Annotated in this window: 11 protein-coding genes and 1 tRNA gene; 8 read left to right on the plus strand and 4 right to left on the minus strand. The window is 33.8% G+C overall.

Annotated features, from left to right (window positions below):
• Positions 1–75: 75 nt before the first annotated feature.
• Together BSF41_RS07450 and BSF41_RS07455 are read left to right on the plus strand one after the other, a co-directional pair.
• Positions 76–4,128, plus strand: a complete 4,053-nt coding sequence (locus tag BSF41_RS07450) for a PAS domain S-box protein (RefSeq protein ID WP_095928871.1) — start codon at positions 76–78, stop codon at positions 4,126–4,128.
• Between the two features lie 140 nt (positions 4,129–4,268).
• Positions 4,269–5,123 (plus strand): neutral zinc metallopeptidase, encoded by an 855-nt coding sequence (locus BSF41_RS07455; RefSeq protein ID WP_095928872.1) that lies wholly within the window; start codon positions 4,269–4,271, stop codon positions 5,121–5,123.
• Positions 5,124–5,314: 191 nt separating this feature from the next.
• Here BSF41_RS07455 and BSF41_RS07460 read toward each other — a convergent pair.
• From BSF41_RS07460 to BSF41_RS07475, 4 genes are all read right to left on the minus strand, one after another.
• Positions 5,315–5,388 (minus strand) — tRNA-His (locus BSF41_RS07460).
• Between the two features lie 79 nt (positions 5,389–5,467).
• Complete coding sequence (gene bshB1, locus BSF41_RS07465) at positions 5,468–6,184, minus strand: bacillithiol biosynthesis deacetylase BshB1 (RefSeq protein WP_095928873.1); 717 nt, start codon at positions 6,182–6,184, stop codon at positions 5,468–5,470.
• An 89-nt stretch (positions 6,185–6,273) separates the two neighbouring features.
• Positions 6,274–7,338, minus strand: coding sequence for a chorismate-binding protein (locus tag BSF41_RS07470; RefSeq protein ID WP_095928874.1), 1,065 nt, complete (start codon positions 7,336–7,338; stop codon positions 6,274–6,276).
• 2 nt (positions 7,339–7,340) lie between these two features.
• A complete protein-coding gene (locus BSF41_RS07475) occupies positions 7,341–7,772 on the minus strand; it encodes a PaaI family thioesterase (RefSeq protein WP_095928875.1) in 432 nt (143 codons plus the stop codon).
• Between the two features lie 263 nt (positions 7,773–8,035).
• Here BSF41_RS07475 and BSF41_RS07480 point away from each other — a divergent pair, with 263 nt between their 5' ends.
• The 6 genes from BSF41_RS07480 (at position 8,036) to BSF41_RS07505 (ending at position 20,096) form a co-directional block, all read left to right on the plus strand.
• Entirely contained in the window at positions 8,036–9,547 is a 1,512-nt protein-coding gene (locus BSF41_RS07480; protein WP_095929095.1) for a hypothetical protein, read from the plus strand.
• 568 nt (positions 9,548–10,115) lie between these two features.
• Positions 10,116–13,769: a phosphoribosylformylglycinamidine synthase gene (purL, locus tag BSF41_RS07485; protein ID WP_095928876.1), complete on the plus strand. Its 3,654-nt coding sequence runs from the start codon at positions 10,116–10,118 to the stop codon at positions 13,767–13,769.
• A gap of 329 nt (positions 13,770–14,098) precedes the next feature.
• The gene (locus BSF41_RS07490) at positions 14,099–16,507 is read left to right on the plus strand and encodes a TonB-dependent receptor domain-containing protein (RefSeq protein ID WP_095928877.1); all 2,409 of its coding nucleotides are present in this window, start codon (positions 14,099–14,101) and stop codon (positions 16,505–16,507) included.
• 143 nt (positions 16,508–16,650) lie between these two features.
• A complete protein-coding gene (locus BSF41_RS07495) occupies positions 16,651–17,082 on the plus strand; it encodes a hypothetical protein (protein WP_095928878.1) in 432 nt (143 codons plus the stop codon).
• 177 nt (positions 17,083–17,259) lie between these two features.
• The gene (locus tag BSF41_RS07500; protein ID WP_095928879.1) at positions 17,260–19,038 is read left to right on the plus strand and encodes a long-chain fatty acid--CoA ligase; all 1,779 of its coding nucleotides are present in this window, start codon (positions 17,260–17,262) and stop codon (positions 19,036–19,038) included.
• 143 nt (positions 19,039–19,181) lie between these two features.
• Positions 19,182–20,096, plus strand: coding sequence for a phytanoyl-CoA dioxygenase family protein (locus BSF41_RS07505; RefSeq protein ID WP_095928880.1), 915 nt, complete (start codon positions 19,182–19,184; stop codon positions 20,094–20,096).
• Positions 20,097–20,130 lie beyond the last annotated feature (34 nt).

Genomic DNA, 20,130 nt, shown 5'->3' on the forward strand with positions numbered 1-20,130 from the left:
TTTACCGAGAACTTAACCACTTCTTTTTAAGAATTTTCAAAAGACTATTTACTAAACCAACATACCCCAAATTCTATGGTCGCAAACTATAGTTTTTTCAATTCGGTTATTTCAGGAATTTCCACTGCTGGGAGTGCCTTCGAATCAATTATGACTGGATGGTATGTGTTTAATTCCGATATTATTTACTATAACAACCATAAACTTTTTGTTTTAGGTTTATCGCTTTTTGCCTTCCTTTCGCTCTTGGTTTATCAATTTTTTAGAATTAAAGCTAAAATCGGATATTTCATCGAAAAGAAGAAAGAACAAGATGCCGTTGGAAGAGAATACCAGCTTTATATCTTATTTTTTGGCATTGCGGTAATTGTAATTGAAATCATAAATGAAATTTTCAAAATAAGACCCAAAAGCCTCTTAATTGTAAATGTTTCAATTGGGGTTTTGGTACTTGTCATTTATACGATAACAGATAAAATTAAATGGATAAGAGATAAAATCCAGCAGATTTTTATTTCCAGCTTTTTTATTTACATCAGTTACGTAGCCTACAACATTGTTACGCTAAAAAATGATGTTGTGCCCATTATTGTTTTCCTTATTTCTTTTTTCTTTTCGTACAACATCCTTAAACCTATAAAGATTTATTGGGCCTTTGTTGCTTTAACGTTTACCTTTCTAATTACGACGTTAACACTTCAACTTATTCCAATAAAATCTTCCATCTTACTGCTTAATTTCTGCATTCTAATTTTTATTATAAATCAAGTAAAATATGCAGTTTTATTAAACAATCGCGACAATTTTAGATTTGCAAACGAAATCGTCCATAAAGGAAATTCACTTACAATAGCATCCAATCAAAAAGGTGAAATACTTTTCTGTAGTGAAACCGTAACTCCTATTTTAGGATATCAACCCGATCAAGTTATGGGTTTGAAATTCTGGGAATTAACCCATGATTTAGAATCAGAAGAAAAATTCAATCCTGTTCGAGATCAAGAAAACAAACTTTATATTAGAAAATTAAAAACAGAAAACGGCGAATACAAATACATTCAGTGGAAAGATAAAAAGTTTTCAGACGATTTAATTATTAGCATTGGGCAAGATGTTACCGAACAAGTTATCGTTCAGGATCAATACAAAAACTTAATTGAAACTGCCACCGATATTATTTTTGAAATAGACGCAGAAGGTCATTTTACTTTTATAAATGAATTTGGTATTTCTGCTCTTGGATATTCTCAAAACGAAATAATCAAAAAACACTATTCCAATTTTATTCATGATAATTACATCAATAGTGCCGTAGATTTTTACGAAAATTTGGTTCTCAATGAAAACAATTATCCCATTATTGAAATTCCTATTTTGAAGAAAAATGGTGAAGAAATATGGATGTCTCAAAAAATTATTGTTCGTAAAAATGAATTAGGATTAACAATTGGCTTCTCTGGAATTGCAAGAGATATTACCGAGAAAAAAAATATCGAAAACGAGAAAAAAAGACGTCTTAAAAAAATTGAAGCCTATAACAATTCAACCAAAAAATTATCCACGACAGATTTTAGCAAATACAACGAATTAAACACTGTTATCGATTTAATATTAAAAGAAGCTGCTTCTATAAGCAACACTAACCGCGTAAGTTTTTGGAAATATGACGATGATTTAATTACTTGCAAAAATCTTTTTAGCCTTGACAATCAAAGTTTAAGCGACAAAAACATTTTAAATAAAGAGTCCTATCCTATTTATTTTGAAACCTTAAACAATAAGGCAATTATTAACGCGCCAGACGTATTCAACAAATTGGAAACATCTGAGTTTCAAAAGCTTTATTTTACAAAAAACAATATCAAATCAATGCTAGATGTGCCTATTTTTTTAACAGGCCAATTAGCAGGTGTTGCTTGTTTTGAAAGCACAGAACAAAAGCGAGAATGGGACAATGAAGACATTAATTATGCGAGAACCATATCTGATGTGATTTCTCTTGCCATTTCTTCGCAAATGCGCTTAGAGGCAGAAAGAAAATTGGAACTTAAAAGCCAGCTTTTATCCGCGCTTTCATTATGTACAGAGAAGTTTCTGCTCAGCAAAACGACTCATCAAATGTTTCAGGAAACGTTCAATATTATAGGAAAAGCAGCCAAAGTAGATCATATGTATTATTACGAAAAAGATGCGATCTATAATACTGTAAGCCAAAAATACAAATGGTCACGAGAGGGTATTGTCCATCAAATTACGCCTTTGCATCATATGACAGAAGAAAATCTTCAAGAAATATATGATGTCGCATCGCAAAGAAAAATCCTAAATATATTTACAAGAAATCTTAATGATGGTTTCTTCAAAAAACTTCTCATTGACAATGAAATACAATCTATCTTAATTTTACCTATCTACATTAATGATCTTTTTACAGGTTTTATTGGTTTTGATGATTGTACAACCGAAAGAAAATGGACTGAAGATGAAATAAACATCTTTCAGGTATTGGCAAATAATATTTCATCGGCATTAGAAAGAAACCGAAATGAAACTAAGATTATTGAAAGCGAAGAGAAATTTAAACTGATTGCAAACAATATTCCTGGAACCGTTTATTTATCAAAATTTGATGCTTTCTCGACCAAAATATTCTTAAACGATGAAGTTTTAAATCTTACCGGATATTCAAAATCTGAATTTATTGAAAATAATTTGTCTTTTCTATCGTTAATTCATCCAGATGATAAAGAAGAAGTAATCAACAATCAAATCGATAATCTACAGCACGGAATGCCTTTACACAATGTGTATCGCATTCAGCGCAAAAGTGGCGAATTTATTTGGATAGAAGAATTTGGAGATGTAATTAAGCGAGACGATGAAATTGAATTTGTGGGCGGAATCTATTTTGACATTACAAGTAAAAAAGAAATAGAAGATGCGATAAAAGCCAAGCAGCTTGCTGAAGCGGCAAATAAATCAAAATCGGACTTCTTGGCTAATATGTCGCACGAAATCAGAACTCCTCTAAACGGAATTATTGGTTTTACACACTTATTAATGAAAACGGATTTGGAGGAAATTCAAGAAAAATACATGACCACAATTAACCAGTCGGCTCATTCCCTTCTTGAAATTATAAATGATATTTTGGATTTCTCAAAAATTGAAGCAGGAAAACTAGAGCTTTTTATTGATCTATATGACATAAAAAAAATCTTAGGACAAGTTTTCGATTTAATTGTATATGAGTCCAATAAAAAGAATCTGGAACTGGAATTGAATATTGATCCCGATGTTCCCAAATATATCTGGACAGATATTGTTCGTCTCAAACAGATTTTGATTAACCTGCTTTCAAATGCGGTTAAATTTACAACAGAAGGTTCTATCAAACTAAATGTTTCGGTTTTAGAAAAGAACCATAGCAACAATTGTGTTCTACGTTTTGCTGTAATTGATACCGGAATTGGAATTCTTGAAAAAAATCAAAAAAAAATATTCAAAGCTTTTCTGCAAGAAGACAGCTCAACAACAAGAAAATTTGGAGGAACAGGATTAGGTTTAACCATATCTAACCAATTGCTTGCTTTAATGGAAAGCCGTTTACAACTAGAAAGTAAAATTGACGAAGGAAGTACTTTTTTCTTTGATTTAAATTTAAAAACAAGCAATCACAGCATTAATGATAAATATAATGCCGAGCTTAAAAGTTTGAATATTGACTTAGATTCTGACGAAATTGAGACAAACGACAACAATATTACTTTTTTAATTGTAGAAGATAATAAGGTAAACATGCTTCTTCTAAAAACAATTATAAAAAATCTATATCATAATGCTTTCATTTTCGAATGCGAAAACGGATATGAAGCCATTCAGCAATTTGAAAAAATTAATCCGACCATTATTTTTATGGATATTCAGATGCCAATTATGAATGGTTATGAAACTGCAAAAGCAATTAGAAATACCAAGAAGGGCCGTGATGTTCCTATTATTGCCGTGACAGCAGGCGCGGAAAAAGAAGAACGAAACAAATGTATTTCTGCCGGAATGGATGATTATATTTCTAAACCAATTATGAAAGGAAGTGTTGAAGAAGCACTAGTTAAATGGCTAGGGTGATTTTTTTAGTTTCAGATTGTTTGCTGAAACTGAAAACTGCGACTGACAACAAAACATAAACCTTTCAATTGTAAAATTTATCATAAAAAATATATAAATTCGTACAACGTTTTAAATAACAAGTTAAAAAACAATTCAATATGAAATGGCAAGGCAGAAGGCAAAGTGATAATGTCGAAGACAGAAGATCAATTTCTGGTGGAGGAAAAGCAATAATTGGCGGAGGAGTTATTGGGATCATTGTTTTGCTTCTAAATGTTTTTGGCGGCGAAACAGGTCAGCAAATAGCGCCAATACTAGAACAAATGCAAGGCGGACAAGGACAACAGACTGAAGCTGCAGCTCCGTTAAGCAAGGAAGATGAAGAAATGGGTAATTATGTAAGAACTTTGTTAGCGTACAATGAAGATACGTGGACTAAGATTTTTGCTGAGCATGGAATGACATACGAAAAGCCAAAATTAGTTCTCTTTAAAGGCGCTGTACAAACTGCCTGCGGTGGAGCATCATCTGCTTCGGGCCCTTTTTACTGTCCAGGTGACCGCAAAGTATATATGGATTTAGATTTCTTTGAAGAATTAAAAACTAAATTTGGTGCAAAAGGAGGCGATTTTGCCATTGCATACGTTATTGCGCATGAAATTGGCCATCACATTCAAACTTTAATGGGAACATCTTCTAAGATGCGTCAGATGCAGCAAGGAAAAAGTGATGCCGAAGCTAATAAATTATCTGTAGCATTAGAATTACAGGCTGATTTTTATGCTGGAGTTTGGGCACATGATAATCAAAAAGATCTTGATGTTGGAGATATTGATGAAGCTTTAAGTGCAGCAAATGCAGTTGGAGATGATGCAATACAAAGTAAAATGCAAGGACACGTTGTTCCCGACTCTTTTACCCACGGAACTTCAGAGCAAAGAATGTATTGGTTTAAAAAAGGTTTCAAAACCGGAGATATAAATCAAGGCAATACATTTGAAGAAATTCGATAATACATAAAACCAAATATAATAACCACCAAAAAAAGCCCAACTTAGCAGTTGGGCTTTTTTAATGAAATTCCAATAAAAAATTCCAAATTCCAAGTTGTTCTACTTTTGGATTTTTTTTATTGGAATTTTGCTTTTTTTGTTTTCTGACGAAAACAAAAAAAGCCTTGAATTTCTTCAAGGCTTCTTATCTGGGTGGCTGACCGGGTTCGAACCGGCGACCCGCGGCACCACAAACCGCTACTCTAACCAGCTGAGCTACAACCACCATTTTTCTGCTTAGCGAGTGCAAATATAGAACAAAGGTTGAGTTCTACAAAGAAAAAAATGAAAAATTTTCATAAAAATTAAATCAAATTTTCTAAGCTATTGACTGCCAAACACCTTTCAACCGTAAAACCTTCTGCAAAATCTTTCCCAACTAACCTTCCTAAGTCCTGCGCGCGATAATTTAAGCTTTCAAAAAAGTTTTTACTCGTAATTGGCGTCGAAGGTTCTTTTGAATTCGGATCGTAAAATTGAGTTTTGTACGCCATAATCGCTTCAATCTTCTTTTCTTCAAATCCTGTAATGTCTACAACGAAATCAGGTTCTAGATTTTTCCATTGAATATAATGATAAACCACTTTGGGTCTCCACGCTTCTTGTGGCACTCCATCAATCGAAGTTTCAATTTTCATTAACCCTGAAAGAAAACAAGAATCCGAAACCAATTTGCTTCCTTTTCCGTGATCTATATGGCGATCATCAATTGCATTACACAACACAATTTCTGGCTTGTATTTACGAATCATTTTAATGACTTCTAATTGATGTTTTTCATCATTAACGAAAAATCCGTCACGCATTGCTAAATTTTCACGCACAACAACTCCTAAAATCTTAGCTGCATCTTTTGCTTCCTGATCCCTAATTTCTGCTGTCCCGCGTGTTCCTAATTCACCACGCGTTAAATCTACAATACCTACTTTTTTCCCAAGGGAAACTTCTTTTAAAATTGTTCCAGCACAACCTAATTCTACATCGTCTGGATGCGCCCCAAAGGCCAATATGTCTAATTTCATTATTTTTTGTTTCAAGTTTCAAGTTTCAGGTTTCAAGTTGTCAACAGAACGTGAAACTTGAAACCTGAAACTTGAAACAATTTTATAAACTATTTTCTCAAAACCCGTTTCATCGTCATTGATTTATTGACGCTTTCCTCCCATTCCTTTTCTGGAATACTTTCTTTGGTAATACCGCAGCCCATGTATAAAATCGCTTTATCTTCCTGAATCTGCATGCATCGTAAATTTACAAATAAATCAGAACTAGCATTATTTCCTTCAAAAGTACTGTTCAATTCACCTAGAAAACCAGTGTAGAAAGTTCTATTGTAATTTTCATTTTCTAAAATAAATGCTTTCGATTTCTTTTTTGGAAGTCCGCAAACAGCAGGTGTTGGATGCAGCGTGTCTATTACTTCTTCTAAAGTCGAATTATCTTTTAAAACTCCAGAAATATCTGTTTTAATATGCCAGATCGATCCTGCTTTTAAACTGTAAGGCTCAGAAACCACAACAGAAGCTGTAAATTCTCGAAGTCTTTTTACAATAAAATCAGTAACAAATTGCTGTTCGTCTTTTTCTTTCTGCTGCCAAACGATTTCTACTTCTTGATTATCTTTTTGTGTTCCTGCCAAAGCCATAGTTTCAAAAACATTTCCGTTTGCTTTTAGCAGTTTTTCTGGAGTCGCCCCCATCCAAAGTCCAATTTTCGGATGAAAAAAACAATAGCAGAAAGTGGCTGGATATAGCTGAACCAAGTGCTGAAAAGTTTCGATAAAATCAAATTTAGACAAAGGAACTTCTTCACTTCGTGATAAAACCACTTTTTTGAATTCTTCATTTTTAATGGCTTGAATTCCCTGCGCTACTAGATATTCATATTGAAATTTAGCTTCAGCATCAAAACTCAAATCGTCAATTTCAATGGGTTCAAATGAAGTCTTTTCTTTTTGAACCGTAATAATTTCCGACTCATTTTCAGGAATTAAAATTAATTGTTTTTCATCAAAAGAAGCAAAAACAAATCCTTTTTCGCTGTAATCCGAAACGGTATTTAAAATATTATTTTGCTGTAAAATCGCAACATAAATTTCTGTATTGGGTTTTGAATAAAGTACAAAAGGTAAATTTTGTTCTTTATGATTTTTAATTTTTAAGAAAAATGAATTCATATTTATTCGCTTTTCTTTCTATCCAAAACCATATTCGTCAGTTTACAAAGTGAAACCAAATTTCCTGCTTCATCGGTAATTTTGATTTCCCAAAGATGAAGACTTCTTCCTTTGTGAATAATTCGAGCTGTTCCGAAAACATAACCCTCGCGAATACTTTTTAGATGATTTGCCGAAATTTCAATACCTCTCACTTCCTGTTCTTTCGGATTGATAAAAAAGAAAGAAGCTGCACTCCCAACACTTTCTGCCAAAGCTACAGAAGCACCTCCGTGCAATAATCCCATTGGCTGATGAACACTTGGATTTACAGGCATTTTTGCAGTTAAAAAATCTTCTCCGGCATCGATATATTCTATTTTTAACGTTTCCATCAATGTGTTTTTAGAAAACTCATTACAGCGCGCTAAAATCTGCTCTTTTGTATAATTCATTAAAATAAACTTTAAAATCGTAAAATTAAAGAAAGATAAGACATAAATCTAAAAATCGGATTCTAAAATTAAAAATCAATTATGAACTTGTCAGTTTTTTGCTATTTTTACAAAAACAATCAAAATCAATTTTTGGCTTTTTTTTGCCACAGATTACACAGATTAAAAAGATTTTCATCTGTCATCGTACAATTTATTCGCCACGAATTCACGAATTAATTCAAATAAAAATTCGTGAATTCGTGGCTAAAAAAAACATTCAAATGCGTCAATACTTTGCACTTTCCATTATTGGTTTAATTTTAGTTTTTAGTTCTTGCCGAACTGATTTTGATACTGTTGCCAGTTCTGGAAATTTAAAGTTCTCGAAAGACACTGTTTATCTGGATACTGTTTTTAAAAACATTGGTTCAAGCACTTACCAATTAAAAATATACAATCAGAGTAAAAATGATATTTCGATTCCGGTTGTACAATTTAAAAAAGGCTTGGATTCTAAATATAGAATGACTGTTGACGGAATGACGGGCAACAACGGGAAAATTTTTAAAGATGTTACACTTTTAGCAAAAGACAGTTTGTACATTTTTATAGAAACCACGGCAGATATTACAGATGCGAATCCCGATGATTTTTTATATACCGACGAAATTCAGTTTGACAGTGGAGCAAATTTGCAAGAAGTAGCTTTGGTTACTTTAATTCAAGATGCGGTGTTTTTATATCCAAATCAAAATCCTGACGGAACCAAAGAAAAAATTAAAATTGATGGCAAAGATGTTGACGGATTTTATTTAAACGAAAATGATCCTGCAAACGGAAATGAACTTCTTTTTACAAATGAAAAACCATACGTAATTTATGGCTACGCAGGAGTTCCAGAATTTAAAACCGTAACTTTTGAAGCTGGCGCAAGAGTTCATTTTCATGCCAATTCTGGATTGTATGTTGGCAATAACGCTTCTCTACAAATTAACGGAACAACCTCTACAACTGATAAACTTGAAAATGAAGTGATTTTTGAAGGGGATCGTTTAGAATCACTTTATTCTGATATTCCTGGACAATGGAAATCGGTTATTTTTTCTAATGGAAGTGCCAATCACACCATCAATCATTTAACTTTGAAAAATGCGGTTATTGGTTTGGATTTGCAAAGTCCTTATAATACATTCGAAATTAAAAACACTCAAATTTATAATTGTGCCGAATACGGAATTTTAGCTCGAGATACTCATGTTATTGCTAGCAATATTGTCATAAACTATGCAGGTTTAGCTTCTCTATCCTGCGTTTATGGTGGAAATTACAACTTTACGCATTGCACCTTTAACAACAATTGGTCAAGCAGTTCTCAAGTTGCAGTAAATTTAAGTAACTATTTAGCTGGAGCAACTCCAGAAACCAATCCTTTAACCAATGCTATTTTTAATAATTGCATTATTTATGGTTCGGCTACAAACGAATTCAATTTGGACAAAAATCCAAATGCGCCATTTGTCTATCAATTAAATAATTGCCTACTGAAATTCAGCAGTTCGACTAAAGATCCTAATTATCAATTCAAGACCGACACCGAACATTATACGAATATAATTCTGAATGAAAATCCGAAATTTTATAATGTGTCTCAGAATAAATTTAATATTGATAAAACTTCTGCCGCTTTCGCGAAAGGAGATCCCGTCTTTATGATTCCAACCGACATTTTAGGAATTACAAGAACTTCGCCACCAGATTTGGGAGCTTATCAGAGTCAAGATTTTCCTAAGTAACTTTTTTTTTTGCCACGAAGGCGCTAAGACACATTTTTTTTGAATTTTGCTCGCAAAGACGCAAAGTCGCCAAGTTTTTTTTGGCAAAGTATCCACATAGATTGTCATTTCGACGGAGGAGAAATCTTCGCAAGAAACTCTACAAAGATTGGCGACTTTCTGTGCGGAGCTACTTGCGAAGATTTCTCCTCCGTCGAAATGACAAAAAAATGACGAAAATCTTTACCGTTCATATAAAAAGACTTTGCGACTTTGCGTCTTTGCGAGATTAAATTTTACCCATTCTGCAAATTTCTCGGATTTCCTTTAGAAAAATTTGTAATTAAATTTTAAGAATTCCCTTGTTCTTATGAAGTAGTTTTTTGATTGAAATTTGAAAAACAACAAACGTTTACAGGCAAAAATTAAAGATCTAAAAATGTTAAATTTTGGACGCTTTAACTAGCAAAAAAATTGCATTTTCAGGGCAAAAAAGGGCAAAAATAAATAATTAAAAAGGCGTTTATTGTTGCTTTTTTTTTCGGTTTAGATTGACTAAATTTGCACCTCAATACAACAAACTACACAAATGATCCATTTCTTTGAAAACCAAAGCAAAACTGTTTTTGCAGTACAAACGCAAAACGAAATTTCAGCTCAAGACATTTCAAAATTAAACTGGCTTTTTGCCGACGCGAATAAGATCGAAAAATCTGCATTGACAGGTTTCTTTGTTGGTCCTCGCGCTACCATGATTACACCTTGGAGTACAAATGCTGTAGAAATTACTCAAAACATGGGGATTTCTGGCATTATCAGAATCGAAGAATTTCATCCTGCAACGGAAGATTTTACTGATTTTGATCCAATGCTTTCTCAAAAATTCAACGAATTAGATCAAGAAATCTTCACTATCAACATTCAGCCAGAACCAATTTTGGAGATTGATGATATTGCAACTTACAACAAAGTAGAAGGTTTAGCTTTAAGCGAAGAAGAAGTAGAATATTTAAACAATCTTTCGACTAAACTAGGAAGAAAGTTAACTGATTCTGAAATTTTTGCTTTCTCACAAGCCAATTCAGAACACTGCCGTCACAAAATTTTCAACGGAACTTTTGTTATTGATGGTGAAGAAAAAGAAACTTCTCTTTTCAAATTAATCAAAAAAACATCTCAGGAAAATCCTAACGATATTGTGTCTGCTTACAAAGACAACGTTGCTTTTGTAAAAGGACCAAAAGTGCAGCAGTTTGCACCAAAATCGGCAGACAAACCTGATTTTTACGAAATAAAAGAATTTGATTCTGTTATCTCATTAAAAGCCGAAACACACAATTTCCCAACAACAGTTGAGCCTTTCAACGGAGCTGCAACAGGTTCTGGAGGAGAAATTCGTGACCGTTTAGCCGGAGGACAAGGTTCATTGCCATTAGCTGGAACTGCCGTTTACATGACTTCATACTCTCGTTTAAAAGAAGATAGAAAATGGGAAAATGCTGTTGAAGAAAGAAAATGGTTGTACCAAACGCCAATGGATATCTTGATCAAAGCTTCAAACGGAGCTTCAGATTTCGGAAATAAATTTGGTCAGCCGTTAATTACAGGTTCAGTTTTAACTTTCGAACATTCAGAAAACGACCGTAAAATTGGTTACGATAAAGTAATCATGCAAGCGGGTGGAATTGGATACGGAAAACTAGATCAATCTATCAAAAAGAAACCACAAGAAGGTGATAAAATTGTAATTCTTGGAGGAGAAAATTATAGAATCGGAATGGGTGGTGCTGCGGTTTCTTCTGCAGATACTGGAGCTTTTGGTTCAGGAATCGAGTTAAATGCGATTCAGCGTTCAAATCCTGAAATGCAAAAACGTGCAGCAAACGCGATTCGTGGTTTAGTAGAAAGCGACAATAACCCAATTGTTTCTATTCACGATCACGGAGCTGGAGGACACTTAAACTGCCTTTCTGAATTGGTGGAAGAAACTGGAGGATTAATCGATTTAGACAAATTACCAGTTGGAGATCCAACACTTTCTGCAAAAGAAATTATTGGTAACGAATCTCAGGAAAGAATGGGATTGGTTATTGGTCAAAAAGATATTGATACGTTACAAAGGATTGCCGACAGAGAGCGTTCTCCTATGTACGAGGTTGGAGATGTAACGGGAGATCACCGTTTTACATTTGAATCAAAATCAAATGGTTCAAAACCGATGGATTATGCTTTAGAAGATTTCTTCGGAAGTTCTCCAAAAACGGTTATGACAGATAAAACTATCGATAGAAAATATGCTGACGTTGCTTACAACGCAGGAGATTTTGAATCATATTTAAAAGACGTTTTACGTTTAGAAGCAGTTGCTTCAAAAGACTGGTTAACAAACAAAGTTGACCGTTGTGTTGGAGGAAAAGTTGCTAAACAGCAAAATGCAGGACCTTTACAATTGCCTTTAAATAATGTTGGAGTTATGGCTCTGGATTATTTAGGAAAAGAAGGAATTGCAACTTCTATCGGGCACGCTCCTATCGCGGCTTTGATCGATCCTGTTGCAGGAAGTAGAAATGCTATTGCTGAATCGTTATCAAACATTATCTGGGCTCCAATTAAAGATCAGTTAAAAGGAATTTCATTATCTGCAAACTGGATGTGGGCTTGTAAAAACGAAGGTGAAGACGCTCGTTTGTACGCTGCAGTTGAAGGTTGTTCAGAATTTGCAATCGAATTAGGAATCAACATTCCGACAGGAAAAGATTCACTTTCGATGAAACAAAAATATCCAAACGACGAAGTAATCGCGCCGGGAACGGTTATTATTTCAGCTGGAGGTAACTGTACAGATATTAGAAAAGTAGTAGAACCGGTTTTACAGAAAAATGGAGATTCTATTTATTATATCAATTTGTCTCAGGATGATTTCAAATTAGGAGGTTCATCTTTTGCACAAATTAGAAACACAATCGGGAACGAAACTTCTACTATAAAAGATACTTCTTTCTTCAAAAATGCTTTTAATACAGTTCAGGAATTAATTGGTGAAAACCAAATTTTAGCTGGACATGATATCGGAAGCGGTGGTTTAATCACTACTTTATTAGAATTGTGTTTTGCTGATGTAAATCTTGGAGCTAAAATTGATTTCAGCGCTTTCGCGGAAAAAGACTTATTGAAAATCCTTTTCGCTGAAAACATCGGAATCGTATTTCAGGCTAAATCTGATGCAGCTGTTGAAGCTAAATTGAAAGCTAATAATATCGAATTCTTCAAATTAGGTACAGTTCAAAATACTGCAACTTTAGAAATTGGAGATTACAAATTAGATATTCCAACTTATAGAGACGTTTGGTTCGAGACTTCTTATTTATTAGATCAAAAACAATCTAAAAACGGAAGAGCTCAAGCACGTTTTGAAAACTATAAAAATCAGGTTTTAAATTATACTTTCCCTGCACATTTTACTGGAAAAGCACCTGTAATCGATTCTTCTAAACCAAGACCAAAAGCGGCTATTATTCGTGAAAAAGGAAGTAATTCTGAACGTGAAATGGCAAACGCGATGTACTTAGCAGGTTTTGATGTAAAAGACGTTCACATGACGGATTTAATTTCTGGTCGTGAAACGCTTGAAGATATTCAGTTTATTGGCGCGGTTGGAGGATTCTCTAACTCTGATGTTTTAGGCTCTGCAAAAGGTTGGGCTGGGGCTTTCTTATACAACGAAAAAGCAAAAACAGCTCTAGACAATTTCTTCAAAAGAGAAGATACTTTATCTGTTGGAATCTGTAACGGTTGCCAATTGTTTATGGAATTGGAAGTGATTAATCCAGAACACGAAGTTCACGGAAAAATGCACCATAACGAAAGTAACAAACACGAAAGTATCTTTACTTCTGTAAAAGTTCAGGAAAACAATTCGGTTATGTTATCGACTTTAGCTGGAAGCACTTTAGGAGTTTGGGTTTCTCACGGAGAAGGTAAATTTAAATTACCTTATGCAGAAGACCAATACAACATTGTTTCTAAATATGCTTACGAAGGTTATCCTGCAAACCCGAATGGTTCTGACTACAACACGGCTATGATGTGTGATAAAACAGGAAGACATTTGGTTATGATGCCTCACATTGAGCGTTCGACTTTCCAATGGAACTGGGCTCATTATCCAAAAGACAGAAACGACGAAGTTTCGCCTTGGCATGAAGCTTTTGTTAACGCGAGAAAATGGATTGAGAAAATCTAAAAATATATTTTTACTAAAGACGCCCGAATTATATCGGGCGTTTTTTTTAGCCACGAATTACGCTAATCTTTACTAATTAGCTTATTTCCAACTCTTACGCAATCTTGTCATTCCGAGGAACGAGGAATCTCCGCAAGAGACTCCACAAAGATTGTCAACTTTTCTGGACGGAGCTACTTGTGGAGATTCCTCGTTCCTCGGAATGACAAACTTTATCTTAATTATTATTGGGAGGATAAAAAACTATTTAAAACTATTCTAAGATTAATTTAATGGTATCTTAAGACAGCTTAAGCAAGCGTAAACATTCTGGTAAATATCTTTGCTACATGAAAAATATTATACGCAAAATATACCTCGCAATCCTCTTATTTACTTTAAGCCAATTTTCTTTTGCTCAAAAAACAGCTATAAAAGGAACCATCACAGACGGAAAAAATCCTATAGAATTTGTTGATGTAATTTTAAAAAACACAGCCGATTCAACCAAAACTGCTAATTACGCCGTTACAGATATTTCTGGAAATTTCTCATTAGAAAATGTAACTTCTGGAGAATATCTGCTTCAGTTTAAATTAATTGGTTTTAAAACCAATACTAAAAAAATAAAATATACCGGTACAGCTATTTCACTTGGAACGATCACTTTGCAAGAAGATGCCAACCAGCTTAATACTGTAGTGGTAAACTCACAGAAAAAACAGATTCAGAAAACAAACGAAGGCTTTATTTTTAATGCTGTTTCGAATATTTCGCAAACGGGCGGAACTGCTACAGATATGCTAAAAAGCATTCCGACTGTTGCCGTCGATGCCGAAGGCGGTATTACGTTAAGAGGAAAATCGCCAATGATTTTGATCAACGGAAAAAATTCGGCTATTACCAATATGGATCAGATTGCTGCGAGCAGTATTGAAAGTATTGAAGTAATTAGTAATCCTACGGCTAAATATGATGCAAATGCCGAAAGCGGTATCATTAATATAAAACTCAAAAAGAACAACCTCAGCGGTACAAATGGTGCTGTAGCATTGGGCGCAGGTTTTGGTGCAAAAGGAAGAGTAAATAGTTCTGTTCTTTTCAATCATAAAACAGAAAAATGGAATTTTGGTTTAGGCTATGACAATCGCTTTGCTGGAAGAACAAAGAAAATAAATGCCGACCGAACCAATTATTTTATTGATGAAGAACATTATATTCATCAAAATCGAAACGATGAACGAACTGAAGGCCTTCAGAATCTGAAATTAAATATTGATTTTTCTCCAAATGACAAAAATAGCTTTTCATTTGAAGCACTTGGAAATCTAGAAACTCAAGACAATGACGAGACTTTATACACGCAGGTAAACACAAGTGCCAATGCCTTTTTCTCCAATAATAGAAGACATTCATTAGAACTGGAACGTTCAAAAGTTGGCGAACTTGCTTTTACCTATGATCGTAAATTTGATGACGAGCGAAAAGATCTAAACACCTCTATTACATCTTCTTTTGGAAAACATAAAGAAAACACTGATATTGACACTTATAATTACGATGAATATCAGCAGCAGATTGGTGAGGCTTTACTGCAGAGAACACACAATTATGAAAATCAGAATATTTCGAATGCCATTGTAAATTACGCTTTTCCAATTTCAGAAAAATCGATTATAGAAACAGGTTACAAAGGAACTTTCCGATTTTTTAAGTCTGATTTTGAAAGTGCTGATCTAATTAATGGTGAATATATCGTGAATCCGTTAGCTAGTAATAGTTTCAAATTTAACGAACAGATAAATGCCGTTTATGGTCTGATGAATTCTTCTATTGGCGATAGCGAAAACCCAAAATGGAAATACAATTTAGGTTTGCGTGCAGAAAATGTTTCCAATACTGGGGCAACACAAAACAATAGCGACCGATTTAGCAACAATTACTTAAAACTCTTTCCGTCAGCTTCCTTACAATTGAATTTAAAACCAGATGAATTTATAAAGTTAGGATATAGCAAACGAATTAACCGCCCTGATCTGGATGATTTAAATCCGTTTATTGACATTACCGATGCGTTAAATCCGCATGGAGGAAATCCGTATTTAAAACCCGAAATCATTCATATTGCCGAAATGAGTTATAATAAAAACTGGAAAAACTACTCTTTTTCGACCAATGCTTTTTACAGAAATGCAACTGACGCAATTAGACAATATGCACAACTTTTGGACAATGGAGTGGTTTTACTTCAGCCCCAAAACATTGGAAGCACGGTTACTTATGGTTTAGAAACCATTTTCACTCTTAAACCAGTTGGTTTTTATGATGCTAATATTAGTTTAACCGCTTTTCAGCAAAACATCAATGCTGACAATTTACCGCAGGCCGATGATATTGTAAGCAGTGCCTTCAGCTGGTACGGAAAAGTGATTAACAACTTTGTTCCTTGGAAAGGCGGAAAACTTCAGATTATCGGAAACTATAATTCGGCCGTTGCCACTCCGCAAGGAAAAAGAATTCCGATTTATAATGTTGATATGGGATTTCAACAGAAATTAGGAAAAGGAAATGCCCGTTTAGGTTTGGTTGTAACCGATATATTTGACACTTTAGAAAGCGGTTATAAAAACAATACCTTATTATTTAAAAACAGCAGAACTTCAAAATCTGACACAAGAGCTTTGATGGTTACATTTGCATATACGTTTAGATCTGATTTTAAAGAAAAACTACTAGAAAATCAGTTTTCAACAGAATAAAAACGGACCTAAAATGATAAAAATGTAAAAATTTCATTCTTGTATTTTCAAGCAATAATTCTATTAAAAAATTGGATTATATTCGCCAAAAGAAATTAGCTCGACAGATTTCTTAAGCCCAAAAACACTTAATCCTACATAGAATGAAATTATTACATTTATTAGTGGTAACACTATTTTTTACTGCCTTTCAATCGCATTCGCAAGTTCAAGTTGATCAGATTACCCATAATTCAAAAGAGCGTTATATTACTACTACAATTGGCTATCCAGTGCCTGGAACTTATGCTCCTTTAAACCAAAAAGAGCCTATTACGGTTTTAAATCCAGACGGAACCGGTTTTATTCAAGCTGAAGATTTAAGCAAACAAAAAATAAATTGGGGAATTGAATGTACTGAAGAAGGTGTTCCTGTTTTTAAAGAAGGATTCAATAGTGCTTCTTACACATTCTGGTACAGACCAAATGACAGTAATGAATGGTATTATTCTCAATTCTCTATTCATTTTGCTAAGAAAAAAATGTTTTTAATGGGCGAAAGAGTAAAAGTATACGAAGATTATAACGTACAATAGCCTTTAAAAAACGTCTTCAAATTAAATTTTTCTTGATTTTTTAGAAATTTAACGGCGAAAAAGAAAACGTTTTCGTTGATTTTTAATAGTCTTTATAAATTTTCCCATTAAATTTTATAAAACTGAAAATCATACCCAAATTTTATTTAATTTGCAATAAAATTCAATATATTAAACATGGTTTCAATCACACGCCTTTTTGATTTTCCCTATTATCAACAAGAAACTTACAACCTTCCAGTTGCTCTCGCAACCAAAAAAAATGGAGTCTGGGAAAAAACATCCAGTGAAGAATATATTGCAAAAGCAAATGCTATTTCGAGAGCATTATTGCGTATGGGCGTTCAGAAAGATGATAAAATTGCTTTAATTAGTTCAAATAACCGTACCGAGTGGAATATAATGGACATTGGTATTTTGCAGACTGGTGCGCAAAATGTTCCAATTTATCCAACTATTGCAGAAGAAGATTACGAATATATTTTAAACCACAGCGGCAGTATTTACTGTTTTGTTTCTGATGATGAAGTGTTACAGAAAGTAAATGCAATTAAAGCCAATGTACCTACATTGAAAGAAGTATATTCTTTTAATGAAATTAATGGCTGTAAACATTGGTCAGACTTATTGGTTTTAGGCGAAGATGATAGCAATCAAAGCGAAGTTGAAGCTAAAAAAGACAGCATTCAAACAGATGATTTAGCTACTATTATTTACACTTCTGGAACAACAGGAAGACCTAAAGGAGTTATGCTTTCGCACAAAAATATTGTGTCAAATGTTTTAGACAGCTCACCAAGAATCCCATTTGATCCAGGAAAAAGCACCGCATTAAGCTTCTTGCCTATCTGTCATATTTTTGAAAGAATGATTTTGTATATCTATCAATATTATGGTGTATCGGTTTATTTTGGAGAATCTATTGATAAAATCAGCGATAACTTAAAAGAGGTCCGTCCAACTGTAATTACAGCTGTACCAAGACTTTTAGAAAAAGTTTACGATAAAATTTATGCGAAAGGAGCTGAATTAACTGGTATCAAGAAAAAACTGTTTTTCTGGGCTATCGATTTAGGTTTAAGATATGAACCATACGGAGCAAATGGTGCTTGGTATGAATTCCAATTAAAGATTGCACGTAAACTAATTTTCAGTAAATGGAAAGAAGGTTTGGGAGGAAACTTAGATTTAATGGTTTCTGGAAGTGCTGCCTTACAGCCGCGTTTGACAAGAGTTTTTGCTGCAGCAGAAATTCCGGTAATGGAAGGTTACGGTTTAACGGAAACTTCTCCGGTAATTGCTGTAAACGACCAAAGAAACAAAGGATTTAAAATTGGAACTGTTGGAAAGCCGATTCGTAACGTAGAAGTTAAAATCGCTGAGGACGGAGAGATTTTATTAAAAGGGCCAAACGTAATGTTAGGCTATTATAAAGATCCTGAGAAAACGGCTGAAGCTGTAATTGACGGTTATTTTCATACGGGAGATATAGGAGAAATTGACAGCGAAGGTTTCTTAAAAATTACCGATCGTAAAAAAGAAATGTTCAAGACTTCTGGGGGTAAATATATTGCTCCGCAAATGATCGAAAATGCCATGAAACAATCTCGTTTTATTGAACAGATAATGGTTATTGGTGAAGGCGAAAAAATGCCAGGTGCTTTTATTCAGCCAAACTTTGAATTTGTAAAAGAATGGGCAAAAATCCATAAAATTACTTTAGGAAGTTCTGATGCAGAAATCAGCGCTAATGCAGATGTTATCAAACGAATCGATGAAGAAGTAGAAGGAATCAACAAAAAATTCGGACATTGGGAACAAGTAAAACGTTTTGAACTTACACCAGATGTATGGTCAATTGACGGCGGACAGCTTACTCCTACTCTAAAATTGAAACGTAAAATCATCAAAGAAATTTACAAAGATCTTTATGCAAAAATCTACGGAAACAATTAATAAATCAAGATAATATAACCAAAGTGAAAAGGCTGTCTCATTGAGATAGCCTTTTTTACTATTACAAAAAGGGTATTTTTACTTTAAATACCAAACTATAAATCGCGTATTTTTAGGTTTTCTTTTATCTAAAACAAAATAATATGCCTTGGACAGTTCTCGAACAATTATGGAAACGTACTTTAGATTCCAAAAATGCGAATTCAGACCATACCAATTGGGATAACCAGATTAAAACACTATATCAATTAGGCATTGGCATGGAAGATACTTTGTATTTTCTATATTCTGAAAAACCAGATTTTGAAACTTTCAAAACATGGATTAATAATAGAAAAAGAAATACTGATCAAGAAATTGAGGATTTAACTGTAAATGTCTTGTCTAAGCAGGATCTTGAATTTTGGAATCGGAACGGTTATGTTGTGGTTAAAAATGCTATTTCAAAAGAAGATTGCAAAGCCACACAAAAAGCCATTTGGGAATATTTAAAAATGAATCCGAATGAAAAAGAAAGCTGGTACAAGCGTCACGAAGAACAAAAAGGACTTATGCTTAATTTTTCGGATCATGAAACTTTAAATCGTAATCGCTTTTCGCCAAGAGTAAAAAAGGCTTACGAACAGCTTTATGGAACTACGAATATCTACAAAACTATAGACAAAGTAAGTTTTAATCCGCCCGAAACAGATCATTTCACCTTTCTTGGAAGTCCGCTTCATTGGGATATGAGCTTAAAAAAACCGCTTACTTATGGTCTTCAAGGGTTATTTTATTTAACTGAATGCAGAGAAAATGATGGAGCTTTCCATTGCGTTCCAGGTTTTCACAATCAAATCGATGAATGGCTCGACGAACTTGAACCACATGAAAATCCAAGAGAAAAAGCTTTAAAAACATTACAACCAAAACCAATTACAGGAGATGCAGGCGATTTTATAATCTGGCACAATACATTGCCACACTGCGCAACACCTAATAGAGGAGAAAGCCCAAGAATGGTTCAATATCTTACTTATCTTCCAGATGATTACAATGCTGCTGGAGAATGGATTTGAATAATTCAAAATAAAAATGGGCATAATCAATTGA

Source organism: Flavobacterium sp. ACN2 (assembly GCF_002303885.1).
Lineage (GTDB): Bacteria > Bacteroidota > Bacteroidia > Flavobacteriales > Flavobacteriaceae > Flavobacterium.

What these genes read in the sequence shown, in the direction of transcription:
- BSF41_RS07500 (WP_095928879.1), top strand. Translation starts at nt 17,260, where the DNA reads ATGGTTTCAATCACACGCCTTTTTGATTTTCCCTATTATCAACAAGAA.
- BSF41_RS07495 (WP_095928878.1), top strand. Translation starts at nt 16,651, where the DNA reads ATGAAATTATTACATTTATTAGTGGTAACACTATTTTTTACTGCCTTT.
- bshB1 (WP_095928873.1), bottom strand. Translation starts at nt 6,184, where the DNA reads ATGAAATTAGACATATTGGCCTTTGGGGCGCATCCAGACGATGTAGAA.
- BSF41_RS07475 (WP_095928875.1), bottom strand. Translation starts at nt 7,772, where the DNA reads ATGAATTATACAAAAGAGCAGATTTTAGCGCGCTGTAATGAGTTTTCT.
- BSF41_RS07490 (WP_095928877.1), top strand. Translation starts at nt 14,099, where the DNA reads ATGAAAAATATTATACGCAAAATATACCTCGCAATCCTCTTATTTACT.
- purL (WP_095928876.1), top strand. Translation starts at nt 10,116, where the DNA reads ATGATCCATTTCTTTGAAAACCAAAGCAAAACTGTTTTTGCAGTACAA.
- BSF41_RS07470 (WP_095928874.1), bottom strand. Translation starts at nt 7,338, where the DNA reads ATGAATTCATTTTTCTTAAAAATTAAAAATCATAAAGAACAAAATTTA.
- BSF41_RS07450 (WP_095928871.1), top strand. Translation starts at nt 76, where the DNA reads ATGGTCGCAAACTATAGTTTTTTCAATTCGGTTATTTCAGGAATTTCC.
- BSF41_RS07505 (WP_095928880.1), top strand. Translation starts at nt 19,182, where the DNA reads ATGCCTTGGACAGTTCTCGAACAATTATGGAAACGTACTTTAGATTCC.
- BSF41_RS07480 (WP_095929095.1), top strand. Translation starts at nt 8,036, where the DNA reads ATGCGTCAATACTTTGCACTTTCCATTATTGGTTTAATTTTAGTTTTT.
- BSF41_RS07455 (WP_095928872.1), top strand. Translation starts at nt 4,269, where the DNA reads ATGAAATGGCAAGGCAGAAGGCAAAGTGATAATGTCGAAGACAGAAGA.